The sequence below is a fragment of the Nocardioides sp. Z21_20 genome, from assembly GCF_059766585.1.
On sequence record NZ_JCBAJX010000002.1, the window covers coordinates 236,509 to 256,070 of the forward strand.

17 protein-coding genes, 1 tRNA gene and 1 pseudogene are annotated in these 19,562 nt (G+C 73.9%); 14 read left to right on the plus strand and 5 right to left on the minus strand.

Features of this window, described 5'->3' with window-relative positions; all coding sequences use genetic code 11:
• Nucleotides 1–51 precede the first annotated feature (51 nt).
• On the plus strand, nt 52–906 hold the full coding sequence (locus AC6EH9_RS04765; RefSeq protein WP_498421075.1) for a ScoMcrA-related endonuclease: 855 nt from the start codon (nt 52–54) through the stop codon (nt 904–906).
• Here AC6EH9_RS04765 and AC6EH9_RS04770 read toward each other — a convergent pair.
• The 3 genes from AC6EH9_RS04770 to AC6EH9_RS04780 all read right to left on the minus strand — a co-directional run bounded on the left by AC6EH9_RS04770 (nt 894) and on the right by AC6EH9_RS04780 (nt 4,082).
• Complete coding sequence (locus AC6EH9_RS04770) at nt 894–2,639, minus strand: SelB domain-containing protein (RefSeq protein ID WP_498421077.1); 1,746 nt, start codon at nt 2,637–2,639, stop codon at nt 894–896. The two genes, AC6EH9_RS04765 and AC6EH9_RS04770, sit on opposite strands and share 13 nt — an antisense overlap.
• 22 nt (nt 2,640–2,661) lie before the next feature.
• A complete protein-coding gene (gene selA / locus AC6EH9_RS04775; protein ID WP_498421078.1) occupies nt 2,662–3,951 on the minus strand; it encodes an L-seryl-tRNA(Sec) selenium transferase in 1,290 nt (429 codons plus the stop codon).
• Between the two features lie 36 nt (nt 3,952–3,987).
• Nucleotides 3,988–4,082: transfer RNA gene (locus AC6EH9_RS04780), tRNA-Sec, on the minus strand.
• A 44-nt stretch (nt 4,083–4,126) separates the two neighbouring features.
• Here AC6EH9_RS04780 and selD point away from each other — a divergent pair.
• The 12 genes and pseudogenes from selD to AC6EH9_RS04840 all read left to right on the plus strand — a co-directional run bounded on the left by selD (nt 4,127) and on the right by AC6EH9_RS04840 (nt 17,756).
• Nucleotides 4,127–5,140 (plus strand): selenide, water dikinase SelD, encoded by a 1,014-nt coding sequence (selD, locus tag AC6EH9_RS04785; RefSeq protein ID WP_498421080.1) that lies wholly within the window; start codon nt 4,127–4,129, stop codon nt 5,138–5,140.
• Nucleotides 5,141–5,237: 97 nt separating this feature from the next.
• Complete coding sequence (locus AC6EH9_RS04790) at nt 5,238–5,801, plus strand: hypothetical protein (protein WP_498421083.1); 564 nt, start codon at nt 5,238–5,240, stop codon at nt 5,799–5,801.
• Between the two features lie 12 nt (nt 5,802–5,813).
• A pseudogene (fdh, locus tag AC6EH9_RS04795) lies at nt 5,814–8,579 on the plus strand (formate dehydrogenase); the annotation flags it as partial.
• Nucleotides 8,576–9,490, plus strand: coding sequence for a 4Fe-4S dicluster domain-containing protein (locus tag AC6EH9_RS04800; protein WP_498421085.1), 915 nt, complete (start codon nt 8,576–8,578; stop codon nt 9,488–9,490). The pseudogene fdh and the gene AC6EH9_RS04800, both read left to right, overlap by 4 nt.
• On the plus strand, nt 9,487–10,497 hold the full coding sequence (gene nrfD, locus AC6EH9_RS04805; protein WP_498421087.1) for an NrfD/PsrC family molybdoenzyme membrane anchor subunit: 1,011 nt from the start codon (nt 9,487–9,489) through the stop codon (nt 10,495–10,497). Before AC6EH9_RS04800 ends, nrfD begins: the two co-directional genes overlap by 4 nt.
• 28 nt (nt 10,498–10,525) lie before the next feature.
• On the plus strand, nt 10,526–11,785 hold the full coding sequence (locus AC6EH9_RS04810; protein WP_498421088.1) for an L-lactate MFS transporter: 1,260 nt from the start codon (nt 10,526–10,528) through the stop codon (nt 11,783–11,785).
• Nucleotides 11,782–12,123: a TraR/DksA family transcriptional regulator gene (locus AC6EH9_RS04815; RefSeq protein WP_498421089.1), complete on the plus strand. Its 342-nt coding sequence runs from the start codon at nt 11,782–11,784 to the stop codon at nt 12,121–12,123. Before AC6EH9_RS04810 ends, AC6EH9_RS04815 begins: the two co-directional genes overlap by 4 nt.
• An 84-nt stretch (nt 12,124–12,207) precedes the next feature.
• Entirely contained in the window at nt 12,208–12,969 is a 762-nt protein-coding gene (locus AC6EH9_RS04820; protein WP_498421091.1) for a hypothetical protein, read from the plus strand.
• 80 nt (nt 12,970–13,049) lie between these two features.
• On the plus strand, nt 13,050–14,285 hold the full coding sequence (locus AC6EH9_RS04825; protein WP_498421092.1) for a TY-Chap domain-containing protein: 1,236 nt from the start codon (nt 13,050–13,052) through the stop codon (nt 14,283–14,285).
• A gap of 71 nt (nt 14,286–14,356) precedes the next feature.
• Nucleotides 14,357–15,676 carry a hypothetical protein gene (locus AC6EH9_RS04830; RefSeq protein WP_498421093.1) on the plus strand — a complete coding sequence of 440 codons (1,320 nt, stop codon included), beginning with the start codon at nt 14,357–14,359 and terminating at the stop codon, nt 15,674–15,676.
• A complete protein-coding gene (locus AC6EH9_RS04835) occupies nt 15,673–16,746 on the plus strand; it encodes an NADH:flavin oxidoreductase/NADH oxidase (protein ID WP_498421095.1) in 1,074 nt (357 codons plus the stop codon). Before AC6EH9_RS04830 ends, AC6EH9_RS04835 begins: the two co-directional genes overlap by 4 nt.
• A complete protein-coding gene (locus AC6EH9_RS04840) occupies nt 16,746–17,756 on the plus strand; it encodes a glycosyl hydrolase family 18 protein (RefSeq protein ID WP_498421097.1) in 1,011 nt (336 codons plus the stop codon). The genes AC6EH9_RS04835 and AC6EH9_RS04840 overlap by 1 nt, the downstream gene beginning before the upstream one ends.
• Before the next feature lie 6 nt (nt 17,757–17,762).
• On the opposite strand, the gene AC6EH9_RS04845 is transcribed toward AC6EH9_RS04840, so the two are convergent.
• A complete protein-coding gene (locus AC6EH9_RS04845) occupies nt 17,763–18,332 on the minus strand; it encodes a mismatch-specific DNA-glycosylase (RefSeq protein WP_498421099.1) in 570 nt (189 codons plus the stop codon).
• 60 nt (nt 18,333–18,392) lie between these two features.
• Here AC6EH9_RS04845 and AC6EH9_RS04850 point away from each other — a divergent pair, with 60 nt between their 5' ends.
• Nucleotides 18,393–18,752 carry a hypothetical protein gene (locus AC6EH9_RS04850; RefSeq protein WP_498421101.1) on the plus strand — a complete coding sequence of 120 codons (360 nt, stop codon included), beginning with the start codon at nt 18,393–18,395 and terminating at the stop codon, nt 18,750–18,752.
• 6 nt (nt 18,753–18,758) lie between these two features.
• Here the strand turns inward: AC6EH9_RS04850 and AC6EH9_RS04855 are convergent, their stop codons facing one another.
• A complete protein-coding gene (locus tag AC6EH9_RS04855; protein ID WP_498421103.1) occupies nt 18,759–19,517 on the minus strand; it encodes a hypothetical protein in 759 nt (252 codons plus the stop codon).
• Between the last annotated feature and the right edge of the window lie 45 nt (nt 19,518–19,562).

The window sequence follows — 19,562 nt, forward strand, 5'->3', positions numbered from 1 at the left end:
TGCACCGGCCAGGATGCCCGGTCGAGGGCCGGCGCACTCTAATCTGAGGGCATGCTGAATTTCTCCTCCCTCACTCGCGAGCACGTCGAACGTGCCATGGACGAGTACGACCAGCGCGGTGAGGACGGGTTCCTGTCCCGCCACGGCTTCGGCAAGACGCGTGAGTACTTCCTGTGGCACAACGCGAAGGCCTACGACGCGATGGCGATCGTCGGGGTCGCCTACGGCTTCGCCACCGGTACGCCGGCCAAGGCCGCGCAGTTCCCCGAGGGGCGCGAGGGCGCCGCGACGGTGCTGCACGAGCTCGGCTACGAGGTGTTCTCGACCAGCGCGTCCTCCAAGGACCTGGCCGAGCCCCCGAACGGCGCCTGGCGTGACGCCGCCGAGATCGGGATCGACGTCGCTCGCAAGGAGTGGGCCGAGGCCGCGCGCGCCGTACTCATCGAGACGGCCGGCCGCTACGGCGCCATCGTCACCTACAAGCAGCTCGGCGGGCTGGTCCGTGAGCGCACCGGGATCCGCACCGGGCAGCTGATGCACTACTGGATCGGCGACGTGCTCACCCGGGTCGCCCTGGACTGCGCCGAGCGCGGCGAGCCGATCCTCTCGGCGCTGTGCGTGAACGCCTCGGGCAGCGTCGGGAACGGCTACGCCCAGGCGCTCTCGCAGATCCACGGCCAGGCCCCCGACAACCACGACGACCACGCCGCCGAGGAGCGCCTCGCCTGCCACCACCACTTCGGCGCCGAGATGCCCGACCACGGCGGCGTCGCCACGCTGACGCCCCAGGTCGTCACGCTGCGTGACCGGCTGCGCAAGCAGCGCATCGCCGAGAAGGCCGTGCCGCTGTGCCCCAACTGCCACATGGCGCTGCCGGCCACCGGGGAGTGCGACTACTGCGCGTGAGCCCCGACTGACGTCGTCCGGCGGTCGTCCGGCAGCCGGCGGGTCAGCCCGCGGGCGTCGAGGTGCTCGAGCAGGGGGAGCGCCACCCGCCGGCTGGTGCCCAACCGGACCCGGGCCTCGCTGGTCGTGAACGGCTGCGGCAGCTGTGCCAGGTGCCCGGCCGCGCGCTCGGCGGCGTCGGGAAGCAGCACGATCCCCGGGGCCAGCCGCAGCAGCAGGCCGGCCCTCGCGGCCGCGGCGACGCGCTTGGTGTCCAGGCCCAGGGCGGCCAGCCGCTCCGCGGTCGGCGCCGCGAAGGGGGCCTCGGCGAGCTCGGCCTCCAGCGCCGCGATGGCGCTCACCAGCTCGCTGGGCGGGCCATCCGCGGTGGGCGCGACGACCCGGCCGCGCAGCACGCGCAGCGGCGCCCGGACCACGGCGGCCACCAGCTCCGCGGTGGGCAGCCCGACCCGCTCGGCGAGCGCGGTCAGCGCGACGCCGGGGTCCAGCGGGTGGGCGAGGTCGTGCTCGCGCACCGCCCGGGCCACCTCGGCGGCTGCCTGATCGGCGCGCTCGGGGCTGATCAGCCACCCCGGCTCGGAGGTGGGGACCCCGATCCGGCGCAGCACGTCGGCGTGGACCACTCCCCGCCGCTCGAGCTCGGAGGCGGGGTCCGGCTCGCCGCTCAGCGCGGCGAGGACCTCGGCGCGCTCGGCAGCTGCGCCCCGGCGGCGCAGCGCGGGGGGCATCGGGTCGAGGACCAGCACCCCCCACACCCGGCGGCTGCCGGGATCGCGCAGCAGCGCCCGGTCACCGACCCGCAGCGGCAGCGGCCGGTCGAGGGTGATCCGCAGGTGCCCGGCGCCCAGCGGGCGACCGCGCACCGCGACCGCGGCGGCCCCGACGTGCAGCATCGGCTCGGTCGGGACGTCGCCGGCGTCCCCGTTCACGCGGACGTCGAGCTGGGTGGTCTCGTGCCACGCGCCGGGAGTGACCAGGGCCGACCCGCGCTCGAGGGAGCCGACCTGCTCGCCGGTGAGGTTGAGCGCGACCCGGGCGACGCCGCTCGCCTCGGGGACCGCCTCGCCCAGCGACTGCAGCGCACGCACCCGCAGCGTCCCGGCGGCGTGCGCCAGCGCGTCGCCTCGCCGGATCGTGCCCGCGGGCAGGGTGCCGGTGACCACGGTGCCGGCCCCCTTGACCGTGAAGCGCCGGTCGACCCAGAGGCGGACGTCGGCCTCGGGGCGGCTGGTGGGGACCGCCCGCAGCATCTCGCCCAACGCCGCGCGCAGCTGGTCGAGACCCTGCCCGGTGCGCCCGCTGACGACGACCACGGGTGACCCGGCGAGCGTCGTAGCGGAGATCTCGGCGGCCGCCCGGGCACACATCGGTGCCGGATCGGCGAGGTCGCCGCGGGTGACGGCGACGACCCCGTGGCGCACGCCGAGGGCGTCGAGCGCGGCGAGGTGCTCGGCGGCCTGGGGCATCCAGGGGTCGTCGGCGGCGACGACGAGCAGCGCCGCGGGCACCGGGCCGATCCCCGACAGCATGGTCGAGATGAACCGCTCGTGCCCCGGCACGTCGACGAACGCCACGTCGCCCACCGCGGGCAGCGTCGTCCAGCAGTAGCCGAGCTCGATGGACAGCCCGCGCCGGCGCTCCTCCTCGAGCCGGTCGGGGTCGGTGCCGGTGAGCGCCTCGACCAGCGTCGACTTGCCGTGGTCGACGTGGCCGGCGGTTGCGATGACGTGCACGGGCTCAGCGTGTCAGCACCGGTCAAGAGCGAGCGCGGAACACGGCCTCGACCAGTACGGCGTCGTCGGCGGTCGCCACGGCGATCAGGTCCAGCAGCAGGCGGCCCTTCTCGACCCGGCCCACCACCGGCAGCTCGCCGTGGCGCAGCGGCCCGGCGAGGTCCGCGTCCAGGGCCACCGCGGCGCTGGGCAGCTCGACCTCCGGGGCGCCGCCCCCGCCGACCGCGGCGCGGGACTCGACGGCGCAGGCATCCACCTCGGGGGCGAGGGCGGCGGCGATCCGCTGGGCGCGGGCCAACAGCCCTTCCGGGGTGGTCGACAGCGCCTGCGCGACCGGGGGCGGCGGCCCGGTCAGCGTGGCCTCCAGCGCGGCCAGGGTGAGCTTGTCGACGCGGACGGCGCGGGCGAACGGGTGGCGGCGCAGCGACTCGACCAGCGCCGCGTCGCCGAGCATCAGCCCGCACTGGGGCCCGCCGAGCAGCTTGTCGCCCGACGCCGTGACCAGCGTGGCGCCCGCGCGCAGCGCCGCGGCCGCGCTCGGCTCGTCGGGGAGTCGCGGGTGGGGCCGCAGCAGCCCCGAGCCGATGTCGGCGACCACCGGCACGCCGAGCCCGGCGAGCTCGCGGATCCCGACCGAGGAGGTGAACCCCGAGACCAGGAAGTTGCTGGGATGGACCTTGAGCACGAACGCGGTGTCGTCGTCGATCGCCTCGGCGTAGTCGCCGAGCCGGACCCGGTTGGTGGTGCCCACCTCGCGCAGCACGCCGCCGACGGACTCGATCAGCTCGGGGATCCGGAACCCGTCACCGATCTCGACGAGCTCGCCGCGCGAGACCACGATCGTGCGGCCGGCGGCCAGCGCGAGGGTGACCAGCGCCAGCGCGGCGGCCCCGTTGTTGACGACGTGCACGCCGCCCGCGGCCGGGACCGCCTCGGCCAGCGCCGCCAGCGCGGAGCGGCCCCGACGCCCCCGGCGGCCGGTGGCGAGATCGAGCTCGACGTCGGTGGCGCCGGCCGCCACCCCCAGCGCCTCGACGGCGGCCGGCGACAGCGGCGCGCGACCCAGGTTGGTGTGCACGACCACGCCGGTGGCGTTGACGACCCGGCGCAGCGCGGTCGCGGCGAGCGGCAGCGACTCCACGGCGTACGACGCGACGTCGGCCGCGTCGACCTCCCCGGCCCGACACGCGGCGAGGGCGGCGGCGACGGCGGACTTGACCAGCCGCTCGCCGAGCCGGTCCGTGGCCGCTCGCAGACGGGGGTCGGCCAGGACGTGGTCGGTGCGGGGCGTCTCCCGCCGCGGGTCGGACACGGCCGCAGCCTATGCGGGATCGAGGTTTCGGCAAGCTGGCGGAGGCGGACGGGAATCGAACCCGCCGGACCCGGATACCGGGCCCCTACGGTTTTGAGGACCGCGCCCATCACCAGACGAGGTACGCCTCCGCGGCCACCCTAGGGCACACCTGGGCGGGGTTACCGTGGGTGCCATGACCGACGTGACCAGCCCGCTCCGTCTCACCCAGTACGCCGCGGGCGGCGGTTGCGCCTGCAAGATCCCGCCCGGTGAGCTCGAACGGGTGCTCGCCGACCTGCCCGGCAGCCGGGCCCCCGGCCCGGGCACGAGCTACGGCGACCTGATCGTCGGGCTCGAGAACGGCGACGACGCGGCCGCCGTGCGCATCGAGGACGGCCGGGCGGTGATCGCCACTGCCGACTTCTTCACCCCGGTCGTCGACGACCCGTACGACTGGGGGCGGATCGCGGCCGCCAATGCGCTCTCCGACGTCTACGCGATGGGCGGCGAGCCGCTGCTCGCGGTCAACCTGCTGGCCTGGCCGCGCGACAAGGTGCCCTTCGAGGTGGCCGCCGAGGTGCTGCGCGGCGGTGCCGAGGTATGCCGCCAGGCGGGCACGCACCTGGCCGGCGGGCACAGCATCGACGACCCCGAGCCCAAGTACGGGCTGGCCGTCACCGGGTTCGCCGACGCGAGCCGGCTGCTGCGCAACGACGGCGCCACCGCGGGCAGCGCGCTGACGCTGACCAAGCCGCTCGGGCTGGGCGTGCTCAACAACCGCCACAAGAGCACCGGCGAGCGCTTCGAGCAGGCGGTCGCGACGATGACCGCGCTCAACCGCGACGCCTCCCGCGCGGCGGTGGCGGCCGGGCTGCGCGCGGCCACCGACGTGACCGGCTTCGGGCTGCTGGGCCACCTCTACAAGCTGGCCCGCGCCAGCGGCGTCACCGCGGTCCTCGACGCCGCGGCGGTGCCCTACCTCGACGGCGCCCGCGCCTCGCTCGCCGACGGCTTCGTGCCCGGCGGCAGCCTGCGCAACCTGGACTGGGTGCGCCCGCACCTCGACGCGTCGGTGGGCGAGGACGAGCTGGTGCTGCTGGCCGACGCGCAGACCTCCGGCGGGCTGCTGGTCGCCGGGGAGCTGCCCGGCCACCCGGTGGTGGGCGAGCTGGTCGAGGCCGGGGAGTTCCCGCTCGTCGTCCGGTGAGCGCCGAGCCGGTGCCCGCGGATGGTGGCGTGAAGCGGCCGGTGCGGGGTACTTTCGCAGTCTCGGGCTCTTGTCTCGAGGGGAGAGGGGAAGCGTCATGGTGAGGACGCCGCTGTCCTGGCCGGTGCTGCGTCAGCTGACCGGCACCGACCTGCTGGGTCGCGGCAAGGCCGTGCGCTCGCCGAAGACCGAGGAGATCACCTCCCGCACCGTCTCCGCCGACCGGGTGGCCCGCAGCGTGTGCCCCTACTGCGCCGTCGGTTGCGGGCAGAAGGTGTTCGTCAAGGACGAGCAGGTCATCTCCATCGAGGGCGACCCCGACAGCCCCATCTCCCGGGGCCGGCTGTGCCCCAAGGGCTCGGCCAGCAAGAACCTGGTCACCAGCTCGATGCGCGAGACCAAGGTGAAGTACCGCCGGGCCTACGGCACCGAGTGGGAGGAGCTCGAGCTCGGCACCGCGATGAGCATGATCGCCGACCGGGTGGTCAAGGCCCGCAACGACACCTGGCAGGAGCTCGACGAGCACGGTCGCCGGGTCAACCGCACCCTCGGCATCGCCAGCCTCGGAGGGGCGACCCTCGACAACGAGGAGAACTACCTGATCAAGAAGCTGTTCACGGCGATGGGCGCGATCCAGATCGAGAACCAGGCCCGTATTTGACACTCCGCCACTGTCCCCGGTCTGGGGACCAGCTTCGGGCGCGGCGGCGCCACCGGGTTCCAGCAGGACCTCGCAGGCGCTGACTGCATCATCATCCAGGGCTCCAACATGGCCGAGGCCCACCCGGTGGGCTTCCAATGGGTGATGGAGGCGAAGGCCCGTGGGGCCAAGGTGATCCACGTCGACCCGCGCTTCACCCGCACCAGCGCGCTCGCCCACACCTACGTGCCGCTGCGGGTGGGCACCGACATCGCGTTCCTCGGCGGCATCGTCAACCACGTGCTGAGCAACGAGCTCGACTTCCGCGAGTACGTCGTGGCCTACACCAACGCGGCCACCATCGTCAGCGACGACTTCGCCGACACCGAGGACCTGGACGGGCTCTTCTCCGGGTTCGACGACGAGTCGCGCACCTACGACCCCTCCAGCTGGCAGTACGCCACCCAGGAGGGCGAGGGCGGCGACCGCCAGGACCAGGCGATGCAGCGCGAGACCGCCAGCGCGATGCAGCACGAGACGCACGGCGTCCAGGTGGACGGCGTGGTGCAGCGCGACGAGACGCTGCAGCACCCGCGCTGCGTCTACCAGGTCCTCAAGCGTCACTTCGCGCGCTACACCCCCGAGATGGTCGCCCGGACCTGCGGCGTCTCCGAGGAGGCCTTCCTCGAGGTGGCCGACGCCTGGGTCAGCAACTCCGGGCGGGAGCGGACCACCGCGCTGGTCTACAGCGTCGGCTGGACCCAGCACAGCGTCGGCGTGCAGTACATCCGCACCGGCGCGATCCTGCAGCTGCTGCTGGGCAACATGGGCCGGCCCGGGGGAGGGATCATGGCGCTGCGCGGACACGCCAGCATCCAGGGCTCCACCGACATCCCGACCCTGTTCAACCTGCTGCCCGGCTACCTGCCGATGCCCAACGCCGAGGATCACACCTCGCTGGATGCCTGGATCGACAGCGTGCGCAACCCCGGGGCGAAGGGCTTCTGGTCCAACGCGGGGGCCTACGGCATCAACCTGCTCAAGGCCTACTGGGGCGAGCACGCGACGACCGAGAACGGCTTCTGCTTCGACCACCTGCCCCGGATCACCGGCGACCACGGCACCTACCGCACCGTCCTGGACATGATCGACGGCAAGGTCAAGGGCTACTTCCTGCTCGGCCAGAACCCGGCGGTCGGCTCCGCGCACGGCAAGGCGCAGCGCCTCGGGATGGCCAACCTCGACTGGCTGGTGGTGCGCGACCTGTTCGAGATCGAGTCGGCGTCGTTCTGGAAGAACAGCCCCGAGGTCGAGACCGGCGAGATCGTCACCGAGGAGTGCCGCACCGAGGTGTTCCTGATGCCGGCCGCCACCCACGTGGAGAAGGAGGGCACCTTCACCCAGACCCAGCGGATGCTGCAGTGGCGCGAGAAGGCGCTCGACCCGCCGGGCGACTGCCGCTCCGAGCTGTGGTTCTTCTACCACCTCGGCCGGATGGTGCGCGAGCGGCTGGCCGACTCAGGCGACCCCCGGGACCTGCCGGTGCAGCAGCTGGCCTGGGACTACCCGGTGCACGGCGAGTACGACGAGCCGAGTGCGGAGGCGGTGCTCAAGGAGATCAACGGCTACGAGGTCGCCACCGGTCGGCCGCTGTCGACGTTCCTCGAGATGAAGGACGACGGCTCGACGCTCGGCGGCTGCTGGATCTACACCGGCGTCTTCGCCGACGGCGTCAACCAGGCCGCGCGGCGCAAGCCCGGCTCCGAGCAGAGCTGGGTCGCCCCGGAGTGGGGCTGGGCCTGGCCGGCGAACCGTCGCACGCTCTACAACCGCGCCTCGGCCGACCCCGAGGGCCGGCCGTGGAGCGAGCGCAAGGCCTACGTGTGGTGGGACCCCGAGTTGGGGGAGGCCGGCGAGTGGACCGGTCACGACGTCCCCGACTTCGAGAAGACCAAGCCGCCGTCGTACCGCCCGCCCGAGGGCACCGACGGCGTCGCGGGCATCGCCGGCGACGACCCGTTCATCATGCAGGGCGACGGGAAGGGCAGCCTCTACGTCCCCCAGGGGTTGATAGACGGTCCGATGCCGACCCACTACGAGCCGGTCGAGTCGCCGTTCCGCAACCCGATCTACGGCCAGCAGGCGAACCCGACCCGCAAGGAGTACGCCCGCGAGGACAACCGGATCAACCCGAGCCCGCCCGAGGAGCACAGCGAGGTCTTCCCGTTCGTGTTCACCACCAGCCGGCTGACCGAGCACCACACGGCCGGCGGGATGAGCCGCTACGTCGCCCGGCTGGCCGAGCTGCAGCCGGAGATGTTCGTCGAGGTCTCACCCGAGCTCGCCGAGCGCCAGGGCCTGGAGAACGGCGGCTGGTGCCACGTGGTGACCGCGCGCGCCGCGGTCGAGGGGCGGGTGCTGGTCACCGACCGGCTCACCCCGCTGCGGGTGGAGGGGCGCACCGTGCACCAGGTGTGGCTGCCCTACCACTGGGGCACGGGGGGCATGGTCACCGGCGACTCCGCCAACGACCTGTTCGGGATCTCGCTCGACCCCAACGTGTTGATCCAGGAGAGCAAGGTGGGCACCTGTGACGTCCGAGCCGGCCGACGACCGACGGGGCCGGCGCTGCTGGAGCTGGTGGCCGACTACCAGCTCCGCTCGGGCGTGTACGACGACCACACGGTGCCGATCGTGACCGCGTCCGGCCGGGGCGCCCGGCAGCAGCAGGACGGCGACCAGACGCCCGACCCCAGCACCGACTCACCCGACTCCTCGCAGTTCGGAGATGGCCCATGATCGGCAAGAACAGCCTGTGGGGACCGCTCGACCCGGCCCCCGACGCCGGCTACGACGGCGAGCACAAGCGCAAGGGCTTCTTCACCGACACCTCGATCTGCATCGGCTGCAAGGCCTGCGAGGTGGCCTGCAAGGAGTGGAACGACGTCCCCGCCGACCACTTCGACCTGCTCGGCTCCTCCTACGACAACTCGATGTCGCTGAACTCGAACCAGTGGCGCCACGTGGCGTTCATCGAGCAGCCCGCCCGCCCCGCGAAGCCGGACCGGGCCTCGGTCGACCTGGGCATGCCGGCGATGCCCGGCGCCGAGCAGAGCGAGCGTCCGGACTTCCGCTGGCTGATGTCCTCGGACGTGTGCAAGCACTGCACCCACGCCGCCTGCCTCGACGTGTGCCCGACCGGGTCGCTGATGCGCAGCGAGTTCGGCACGGTGGTGGTCCAGAACGACATCTGCAACGGCTGCGGCTACTGCGTGCCGGCCTGCCCCTACGGTGTGATCGAGCGCCGCCAGGGCCCCGAGGGCGCCAAGAACGTCGGCATCGCCCAGAAGTGCACGCTGTGCTACGACCGGCTCGACGCGGGTCAGCAGCCGGCCTGCTCGCAGGCCTGCCCCACCGAGTCGATCCAGTTCGGCGACGTCGAGGAGCTGCGCGAACGGGCCAGCAAGCGGGTCGAGCGGCTGCACGAGGCCGGGATCATGGACGCCCGCCTCTACGGCAACGACCCCAACGACGGCGTCGGGGGCACCGGCGCGTTCTTCCTGCTGCTCGACGAGCCGGAGGTCTACGGCTTCCCGCCGGACCCGGTGGTGACCACCAAGGACCTGCCGCACATGTTCAACCGGGCCTCCACGGCCGCCGGCGTGATGCTGCTCGGCGCGGTCGTGTCCTTCCTGGGGAGGCGCACGTGAACGAGGTGACCTCGAGGCGCTCGCGGCGCCGCGGCGGTGGACGCCGACGCGAGGACGTGGTGGTGCCCGAGGCGGCGTTCACCTCCTACTACGGGCGCCCCATCGTCAAGGCGTCGCCGTGGAAGGCAGAGATCCCGCTCTACCTGTTCACCGGGGGCCTGGCGGCGGGCTCGTCGCTGGTGGCCGCCGGCGCCCAGTCCACCGGACGCGACGCGCTGCGCCGCTCGAGCCGGTTCGGGGCGCTCGCGGCGCTGGGGCTCTCGATGTTCGCGCTGGTCCACGACCTCGGCCGGCCCTCCCGGTTCGTGAACATGCTGCGGGTGGTGAAGCTGACCTCGCCGATGTCGATCGGCACCTGGATCCTCACCATCTACGCGCCGTTCGCCGGTGCCGCGGCCGCGGCGGAGGTGGCCTCGATGCTGCCCCGGCGGATCCGCCGCAAGCCGCTGGTGCGGCTGCTGGAGTTCGCCGGCCGACCGGCCGGGCTGCTCGCCGGTCTCTTCGCTCCACCCGTCGCGGCGTACACCGCCGTGCTGCTCTCCGACACCGCGACGCCGTCGTGGCACGCCGCCTACAAGGAGCTGCCGTTCGTCTTCGTCGGCTCGGGAGCGGCCGCCGCCGGTGGGCTGGCGATGGTGAGCGCCCCTACCGCGCAGACGCTGCCGGCCCGGCGCTACGCCATCGGCGGTGCGCTGCTCGAGCTGGTGATGGAGCACCGCATGGAGCAGTCGATGGGCATCACCGTCGAGCCGCTGCACACCGGCCGGGCGGGGCTGCTGATGAACACCGCCAAGGCGCTCACCGTCGCCGGTGCCGCGGGCACGCTGCTGGCCGGCCGCAGCCGGGCGGTCGCGGTGGCCTCGGGGGCGGCGCTGATGGCGGGCGCGGCCTGCACGCGCTTCGCCATCTTCGAGGCCGGCCAGGCCTCGGCCAGGGACCCGCGCTACACGGTGGTGCCCCAGCGTGAGCGGGTCGATCGTGGGGAACCGGTGCGGCACCAGGACTAGCGAGTCAGACACGGACGAGGAGAGACCGATGGCTCAGGACGCGACCAAGGGACGCTGGCTCCTCGTCGGGGGCGGCCTGCTGCTGCAGTTCTCCATCGGCGCCGTCTACGCCTGGAGCGTCTTCGGCACCGCGCTCGAGAAGTCCGCCGACTTCGAGCTGACCAAGTTCCAGGCCTCGCTGCCGTTCAGCGTGACGATCGGGATGATCTTCGTCGGCACCTACCTCGGCGGCCGGGTCCAGGACAAGCAGGGGCCGCGGGTGGTGGCCCTGGTGGGCGGCGTCATCTACGCGCTCGGCATCATCCTCGCCTCGTTCGCGCGCAGCGACGACGACCTGTGGCTGATCATCGTGGGCTACGGCGTGATCAGCGGGTTCGGCCTCGGCGTGGCCTACATCGTGCCGATCGCGATGCTGCAGAAGTGGTTCCCCGACAAGCGCGGCCTGATCACCGGGCTGGCGGTGGGCGGCTTCGGCTTCGGCGCGGTGCTGACCTCCCCGGTGGCGCAGTGGCTGATCGAGCGCAACGAGGACCAGCCCACCCGCGCCTTCCTCCCGCTCGGCATCGCCTACCTGGTGATGTCGCTGATCGGCGCCTCGATCTTCCGCAACCCGCCCGCGGACTACGTGGTGCCGGGTCACGAGGCGGGCTCTGCCGCCGAGGGCGGCGTCACGCACGACTACACCCAGGGCGAGGCGCTGAGGACGCCGCAGTGGTACCTGCTCACCGCGATCCTCACCCTCAACGTGATCGCCGGCATCGCGCTGATCTCGCAGGCCAAGAGCAGTGCCATCGACATCGCCGGGTACGGCGCCGGCGGGGCCGCCAGCGTCGTCGGAGCGCTGGCCATCTTCAACGGCGCCGGCCGCATCGTGTGGGCCGCGGCGTCGGACCGGATGGGGCGGATGCCGTCGTTCGTCGCGATGCTCGGCCTCCAGGGCGTCTGCCTGCTGCTCATCCCGCACGCCTCGAGCGCCGTGCTGTTCTTCGCGCTCGCCGCGGTCATCTACCTCTGCTACGGCGGTGGGTTCGGCACCATGCCGGCCACCGCGGGCGACTACTTCGGCGTCAAGAACGCCGGCGCGATCTACGGCCTGATGCTGATCGGGTGGAGCCTGGGCGGAGTGATCGGCCCGCTGGTCGCCTCCGCGCTGATCGGGGACGACGCCGACTACACGCTGGGCTACACCACCATCGGCATCCTCACGCTGGTCGCCATGGCGCTCCCGCTGATCACCCGGATCCCGCGGGACCGTAAGGCGCCCGAGCAGGCCGCGGGGGTGCGGTGAGCGATCCTGACACCCGGGCCCGCCTGCTCGCCGACCTGGCGGCGACCGCGGGACGGGTGGCTCGGCTGCGCGGCGACTTCACCGGGATGGTCGAGGCCTCGCAGTCCTCCAACGCCGACGACGAGCACGATCCGGAGGGGGCGACGATCGCGTTCGAGCGCTCTCAGCTCAGCACCCTGATCCGCCAGGGCGAGCGCCGCCTCGAGGAGATCGAGCAGGCGCTGGCCCGGCTCGACGCGGACAGCTACGGCAGGTGCAGCCGCTGCGGACGCGCGATCCCGGCCGAGCGCCTGGCGGTGCGCCCCACGGCCACCACCTGCGTGACCTGCCCGCCGTGAGGCCCATTAGGTTCGTCACACGTCCGGCTGGGCGCCGCTCGACGGGCTGGGTCGCGCATGGTTCGGCCTGCATACTCGAACGGGATGACTGATGCACAGAAGCCCAAGCTCGAGATCGACTGGCTGAAGACCCTCGCCGGTGCGCTGGCGGCCGTCTCCTCGGCCGTTCTGCTCTCCACCCTGGGTGCCGCGGGCACCCTGATCGGCGCCGCCATCGGAAGCGTCGTGGTGACCATCACCAGCGCCCTGTACTCCCAGGGCCTGGCCCGCAGCCGGGCCAAGCTGACCAAGGCGCAGGAGGCGGCGCTGGCACGGGTGGGCGTCTCGACCTCGGAGGTGAACCGCGCCCAGGCGGACCTGGACCCGGCCACCGACGACACCGGCGAGCAGCCCTCCGAGGCGCCGTCGGTCCCGCTGCGCGAGCGGCTGGCGAGGCTGCCCTGGCGGCGGATCGCGATCGGCGCCGGGGGACTGTTCCTGGTGGTGGTGCTGGCGATCACCGCCTTCGAGGTCATCGCCGGACGCTCGGTGTCCTCCTTCACCGGCGGCAGCAAGTCCGGGGACGGGACGTCGCTGAGCAAGCTCACCGGCAACCAGGACGACCAGAAGCGCTCGCCGGACAAGGGCGAGGACAAGGGCTCCGAGAAGAGCTCCCCCTCACCCGGCAGCGAGAGCAGCCCCAGCGCCCCGGAGTCGAGCGCGGAGCCGAACGACGACGCGTCCGAGGAGCCGAGCCAGGAGCCCACGCAGGAGCCCAGCGAGAGCTCCACGACCGAGCCCGAGGAGCGGATGGCGCCCGAGACCACGGCGCCGGCACCCAGCGCCTCGGTGCCCACCCAGCCGTAGGCCGGCGCCGTCCGACTACGGTCGTCGGCGAGACGGCCTCGGGGCGGAGCGCGGCCGGGGCGAGCGGGAGAGGGAGCCGGATGGACGACGTAAGCGGCTTCGAGACGGCCGGGGAGCGGGCCTGGACCGGGTTCCGCGCGCGGCTGGCCGACCGGGTGGCGATGCTGACCGACGACGAGCTGGTGCACATCGACGCCGGCGTCGGCGTCGACCCCGAGGAGCTGGGCGGGGCCAACCCCTACCTCCAGCTGGTGGGCTGGTCGGACGGCCTGGTACGCGCCGAGGCCGCAGGCAACGCGCTGCTCGCGCCCGGCCAGCGGCTCGGCGAGGAGGCGCTCGCGCGGCTGCGCGAGATCGGCTGGAACGACCCGACCTACGTCCCGCCGGCCGAGCCCGACGACGGCTCGGCCAACCACTGGCTCGACCTGGAGCGCCGCGAGGCGGACCTGCTCGCGGTGGTCTGCGTGCGCACCCTGCGCGAGGTCTACGGCTGCCCACACCCCTCGTTCCTCGACGCCGACGGGCTCGAGGTCGACCCGGCCGCCGTGCCCGGGCCGGCCCCGGCGGCCCACGAGGTCCAGGAGGAGGCGATCGCCGTCTTCGCCGAGTCGCCCGACGAGCTCGAGGAGCTGGTCGACGCCGCGCTGGCGCTGATGTTCGACGAGCCGCTGCGCCACGACGCCGACGGCGACCTCCCGGTCGTGGTCGGCAAGAGCGTGGTCCTGGTCCGGATCGCCGACGACGTGCCGGCGGTGGACCTCGTCTGCGACCTGGTGGTCGAGATCGCCCACCTCGACCGGGCGCAGACCGAGGTGGGCATCCTCAACCGCGACCATCCGAGCCTGCAATTCCACCTGCGCGAGGACACGATCGTGGCCCGCTACCGGCTGTGCGCCGTCCCGTTCGCGGCGACGCAGCTGCGTGCGGTGCTCGCGGCGTTCTGCGAGGGCCTCGACGAGACCGCCTGCGACCTGACCCGGCGCGTCGGCGGCCGGCGGCTGCTCGAGGGAGCCGAGGAGACCCCCGGCGCGCGCCCGAGCGCCGCCCCGGGCACGGACCGCGTCGGCGACGAGCACCCGGCGCTGTCGGTGCTGCGCGAGCTGGCGCGCACCGGACCGGTCAGCGCGGAGATGGCCGCGACCGTGTGCGGGATGGATCGCGAGCTGATCGCCGAGCAGATCATCCGGCTGCGCAGGGCTTGTGACGAGGGGGCTGGTGCCGAGGGGCCGGATGACGCGGGGGCAGGGCTGATCGCGACGCTGGCCGACGCCCTGCGGCTGGTCGTCGAGCGGGAGATGATACGCGAGCGCCGGTAGGGCTCTGGGCCCGCGCAGATCGTCCGCCGTTCGGGGTGGACGGGCGGACCAGGGGGGTGTGGACTAGTGCCATGCGTCACCCACTCTCGGTCCTCCTCGCCGCTCCCGCCGCGGCGGCTCTCGGTGTGGTGCTCGCCGCCGGGCCCGCCGCGGCCGCAGGCACCGTCACGGTGCCCGGACTGGCCTTCCCCGGCGGGCACGTGCGACTGGCCTACGCCGGCTGCGAGGACTACTTCAGCGGCGCCGGCGCCCCTCTGGCGCGGATCAACCGCGGCCCCGGAGCCGCCCCGCTGGGGGAGCGGAGCTTCGGTTTCGAGCTGGCGCCGGGCACGGTCGCCGGTCCGGCGCACCGGGTCGACTCGCTGGCCGGCACCTCGGTCGCCGCGGTCCGGGTGCTGGCCCCCAGCGGCACCAGCGGGGCGGCCTACGTCTGGTACGCCGGGACCGACCTGGCCCCGGGCCAGGCGTGGAGCGGGCGCGCCGAGCTGGCCGTGGCGGCGGGCGGGTGGCAGGACGTCTCGGTGGCGGGCCTGCGCTACACCTGGACCGCCCACGACATGTCCACCGGCCGCCAGGTCCGCACGGGCGGCACCTCGACGATCGCGGACTTCACCGCCGGTCACGGTGGTGACGGCCCCGGGTGGTTCGTGCTGGGCTTCGGCTGCGGCGGCTCGTCGTTCAACGTGGACGCCTTCCGGGTCGGGGGCGACGCCGGCGTCACGACGTACGACTTCGAGGGAATGACACTGAGCGCGACCATCGACGGGCCTGCCCGGCGGGTCCGCGCCGGCGCCGAGGTCGAGCTCACCGGAAGCACCCGCGACTCCGGCGGTGAGATCACCGGACAGCCGATGACCCTCGAGGCCAGGGCCGCCGGACAGGCGCAGTTCCGCCCCGTCGGCGAGCCGGTCCTGCCCGGGGCGGACGGACTGGTGAGGACCACGGTGAAGCCGGAGCGCGACACCGACTACCGCTGGCGCACCGAGGAGACCGAGTACGCCGAGGGCGCGGTCTCGCAGACGCTGTCGATCGCCGTCAAGGGTGCGCGGGACGCCAAGCCGAAGCGGGAGCCGAAGTCGAAGCGGGAGCCGAAGCCGGAGCGGGAGCCGAAGTCGGAGCCCGAGCAGTCTGCGGAGCCGAGCACCGAGCCCGAGCCCGAGCCGAGCGCCTCGCCGAGTGCCTCGCCGAGCGCGTCGCCGAGTGCCGCGCCGTCGCCCAGCCCTGAGACGGAGACGCCGGAGCCTGCGCCGAAGGCGACGCCGACGCCGACGCCCACCCCGACGCCGTCGCCCACGCCGACGCCGACGCCGAAGCCGAAGCTGTCCAAGCTGCCGTCGCCCTCGCCGAGTCCCTCGCCCTCGCCCTCGCCCTCCGTCGAGCCGACCGGATGAGCGAGCTCTTCACCCCCCTCACGCTGCGTGGACTGACGATCCGCAACCGGGCGTGGGTGGCGCCGATGTGCCAGTACTCGGCCGTCGAGGGCGTCCCGCAGGACTGGCACCTCGCCCACCTGGGGTCGTTCGCGCGCGGCGGCGCGGGGCTGGTGCTGACCGAGGCCAGCGCGGTGCTGCCCGAGGGGCGGATCTCCCCGGTGGACGCCGGCATCTGGAACGACGAGCAGCAGGCGGCGTGGTCGCGCATCGTGGACCTGGTCCGCTCCCAGGGTGCCCGCGCCGGGATCCAGCTGGCCCACGCCGGCCGCAAGGCCTCCACCCTTCCGCCGTGGGAGGGACGCGGCATCGTCGCCGACGCCGACGGCGGGTGGCAGCCGGTCGCGCCGTCGGCGGAGCCCTACCCGCAGATGCGTGAGCCACAGGCCCTCGACGCCGACGGCATCCGGGCCGTGGTCGACGCGTTCGGCCGGGGTGCCGAGCGCGCCGTGGCGGCCGGCTTCGAGGTCGTCGAGGTGCACGCGGCGCACGGCTACCTGCTGCACGAGTTCTACTCGCCGCTGTCGAACCACCGCACCGACGAGTACGGCGGCTCGTTCGAGAACCGGGTGCGCCTCCTGCTCGAGGTGGTCTCCGAGATCCGCGAGCGGATCCCGGAGCGGATGCCGCTGCTGGTGCGGATCTCGGCCACCGACTGGATCGAGGGCGGTTGGAGCGTGGAGGACTCCGTCCGGCTCGCCCGGCTGCTCCAGCCAGCGGGCGTCGACCTGGTCGACGCCTCCTCCGGGGGCAACGCCCCCGCCCGCATCGACCTGCAGCCGGGCTACCAGGTGCCGCTGGCCCAGCGGATCCGCGCCGAGGCCGGCATGCCGACCGGGGCCGTCGGGCTGATCACCGAGCCCAAGCAGGCCGAGGAGATCGTCGCCAGCGGTGCCGCCGACGCGGTCCTGCTGGCCCGGGTGATGCTGCGTGAGCCGCACTGGCCGCTGCGCGCCGCCCACGAGCTCGGCGTGGAGATCGGCCAGGGCATCGACTGGCCGCGACAGTACCTGCGTGCGGCGCTGGACTGATGCCGCACCGCAATGCCCTGCTCGGCGCCTTCGTCGCCGTGCTGCTCACCACCACGCCCGCTGTGCCCGGCGTGCCGGCTGTGCCCGCCGCGCCCGCCGTCGCGGAGCCGCAGGTCACCGGCTACGCGGTCGGCGGCACGCCGGACCGCGTCATCGGCCGCGACGCCGACGCGCTGAGCACCGTCGGGGTCGCCGCGGTCTCCCTCTCGGCCGACGGGCGGCGCGTGGTGGCGCCCAGCAGCGGCGTGCGGAGCCTGCTGCGCAGCGCGCACCGGCGCGGCCTGCGCGCCGAGCTGCTGCTCAGCAACTGGAGCAACCGGCTCGGAGGCTTCGACCCGCGCGCCGCCGCCCGGCTGCTGCGCAACGACACCCACATCGACCGGGTCGCCCGGACCCTGGCCGACTGGGCGATCACGCAGGGCTGGGACGGCATCTCGGTCGACCTGGAGGGGCTGGGCCCTCGCCAGGGCGCGGGTCTGGTCACGCTGGTGGACGCGCTGCAGGCGCGGATGCCGGCACAGCGGACGGTCTCGGTGTGCGTCAGCGCGCGGACCTCCGCCTCGGGCTACCGCAACGGCGGCTACCGGCTGGCTGCGCTGGGCCGCTCGGCGGACACCATCGCGCTGATGACCTACGACCAGCACGGGCCCACCTGGTCGGGGCCCGGTCCGATCGGCGCCCTGGCCTGGCAGCGCCGCTCGCTGGCCGCCGCGGTCGCGCTCGCGCCGCGCACCAAGATCGATCTCGGGGTCGCCGGGTACGGCTACTCCTGGCCCCGGCGCGGCACCGGTCGCATGCTGAGCACCGCGGCCGCACGCAGGCTGGTGCACCGCGACGGCGCCCGGGCCCGCTGGCGCCCGGCGATGGGGGAGTGGACCGCGCGGCTCTCGGACGGGACCGTGCTGTGGTGGTCCGACGCCCGCTCGTACGCCCTGCGCGCCCGGTTGGCCCGGCGCCAGGGGCTGCACGGGCTGGCGCTGTGGCGGCTGGGGTCGGCCGACCCGCTGTGAGGCCGCTCAGCCGAGGACCCCGGCCTCCCGGGCGGGCTCGGCGTACGCCTGCGCCAGCGTGGCGAGGGTCTCGTGGGCGTTGAGCCCGCTCGGGTTGGGGACCACCCACAGCCGCGCCGGGCCGAGGTCTGCCGGCTGGGGGCCGAGCACCGCCTTGGGCAGCCCGAACGCCGTCCGGTACGCCGTGATCCCGGCGACCGCGACCACCCGGGGGCTCTCGCGCTCCACCAGCTCGACCAGCCGCCGGGAGCCCTCGCGCAGCTCTTCGGGCGTCAGCTCCGAGGCGCGGGCGGTGGCGCGCGGGGCCAGGTTGGTGATGCCGATGCCGCGCGCCCGCAGGTCGTCGCGGTCGGCGTCGCTCATCCCGGCGGACGGGTCGATGCGGCGCTCGATGATCCCGGCGCGCAGCAGCGCGGGGTAGAAGCGGTTGGCCGGGTGGGCGAAGTGGGTCTGGGTGGCCGCGGTCCACAGGCCCGGGTTGATCCCGACGAAGAGCAGTCGCAGTCCGGGCCCGAGGAGGTCGGGGACCTCGGTGTCGCGGAAGGACTCGAGTTCGGCGCGGGAGAACAGGGGCACACCCCGCACTCTCCCAGCCGGGCGGTGACATCATGGACCCAGCGCCTCGAGAGGAACTCCATGAGCGACCTGCCCAGCACCCAGCCCCGCCGCCAGCGGCACCTGATGGATCCCGCCAACCTCCAGGCCAGCCAGGTGTCCACGGGCGGGATGAGCATCAGCAACGTGCAGAAGTGGGTGATGTCCACCCTCGCGGTGACCACGATCCTGCACCTCGCCGGCGGGCTGGTGCTGGCCGCGCGGATGATGGACACCATCGACTTCGCCGGTCAGATCGGGCTGGTCGTGATCGCCAGCGTGCTCGGCGTGCTGGCGATCTTCGCCGGGCTCCTCATCCACCAGCACCGGCTGCTGAGCAAATGGCTGCTGGTGGCGCCGGCGCTGGCGGCCGTCTTCGCCTGGTTGGTCTTCGGCCTCTGAGCGGCGTCACCGGCACCGCACCGACCCCAGCCGCGCCAGGCCCTCCCGGTCGCCCGGGCCGAACGCGGTGACGCCGCCGCTGCTGTCGGCGTTCATCAGCTCGTAGGGGTCGTCGACGTGGGCGAGGCCGACCAGGTGGGCGAGCTCGTGGTCCACGATCGCCTGCGCCATGGCGTACCCGTCGGGGCGGGCGGCCAGGCGGGTGAAGGCGTCGCGGTCGAGTGCCACCATGCCGGTCACGTAGCGCATCGCGGTGCGCCCGGCGCCCACCGCGGTGCTCCCGCCGATGCCGGCGACGTCTCCGGTCAGCGCGGGGAGCTCCTCCGCGGTCGACCACCCCACCAGGACGGGGTCGGAGTGCGCGGGGGAGCGGACGGCCGTGCGGTCGGTGAAGTCGCGGTCGTCGGTGGTGCCCTCGACCTCGAAGCGCAGACCGGTCGCCGCCGCCACGCGGTCGATGCCGGTCGCGATCAAGGCGCTCCCGCCGGGTGGGGCGCCCTCGGGGTTCACCACCACCCGGACCGGGTGGCACGGGTCGTAGCCGACCGGCTGGTCGCTGCCGCTCTGGGTCAGGCTGAACGCGTACCGGCCCTCGCCGTGGGGGACGTCGGGAGCGGCCTCGAGCCGTGCACCGCCGTAGCCCGCCAGCGCGCGCAGGGTGCGCGTGGTTCCGTCGGGGTCCAGCAGCACCAGGCCGGCCAGCAGCAGCACCACGACCAGGCTGCCGGCGGCTCCGGCCGACGTGCCGCGCCGTTCGGTCCCCATCCGCACATGGTGCGCCATCCACGCTGCGCGCGCGAGGCCTGCGCG

Bases quoted from the DNA above. Each gene is read 5' to 3' on its own strand.
- AC6EH9_RS04765 (WP_498421075.1), top strand. From the start codon at position 52: ATGCTGAATTTCTCCTCCCTCACTCGCGAGCACGTCGAACGTGCCATG.
- selD (WP_498421080.1), top strand. From the start codon at position 4,127: ATGACCGACGTGACCAGCCCGCTCCGTCTCACCCAGTACGCCGCGGGC.
- AC6EH9_RS04790 (WP_498421083.1), top strand. From the start codon at position 5,238: ATGGTGAGGACGCCGCTGTCCTGGCCGGTGCTGCGTCAGCTGACCGGC.
- AC6EH9_RS04800 (WP_498421085.1), top strand. From the start codon at position 8,576: ATGATCGGCAAGAACAGCCTGTGGGGACCGCTCGACCCGGCCCCCGAC.
- AC6EH9_RS04810 (WP_498421088.1), top strand. From the start codon at position 10,526: ATGGCTCAGGACGCGACCAAGGGACGCTGGCTCCTCGTCGGGGGCGGC.
- AC6EH9_RS04820 (WP_498421091.1), top strand. From the start codon at position 12,208: ATGACTGATGCACAGAAGCCCAAGCTCGAGATCGACTGGCTGAAGACC.
- AC6EH9_RS04825 (WP_498421092.1), top strand. From the start codon at position 13,050: ATGGACGACGTAAGCGGCTTCGAGACGGCCGGGGAGCGGGCCTGGACC.
- AC6EH9_RS04830 (WP_498421093.1), top strand. From the start codon at position 14,357: ATGCGTCACCCACTCTCGGTCCTCCTCGCCGCTCCCGCCGCGGCGGCT.
- AC6EH9_RS04835 (WP_498421095.1), top strand. From the start codon at position 15,673: ATGAGCGAGCTCTTCACCCCCCTCACGCTGCGTGGACTGACGATCCGC.
- AC6EH9_RS04840 (WP_498421097.1), top strand. From the start codon at position 16,746: ATGCCGCACCGCAATGCCCTGCTCGGCGCCTTCGTCGCCGTGCTGCTC.
- AC6EH9_RS04850 (WP_498421101.1), top strand. From the start codon at position 18,393: ATGAGCGACCTGCCCAGCACCCAGCCCCGCCGCCAGCGGCACCTGATG.
- AC6EH9_RS04855 (WP_498421103.1), bottom strand. From the start codon at position 19,517: ATGGGGACCGAACGGCGCGGCACGTCGGCCGGAGCCGCCGGCAGCCTG.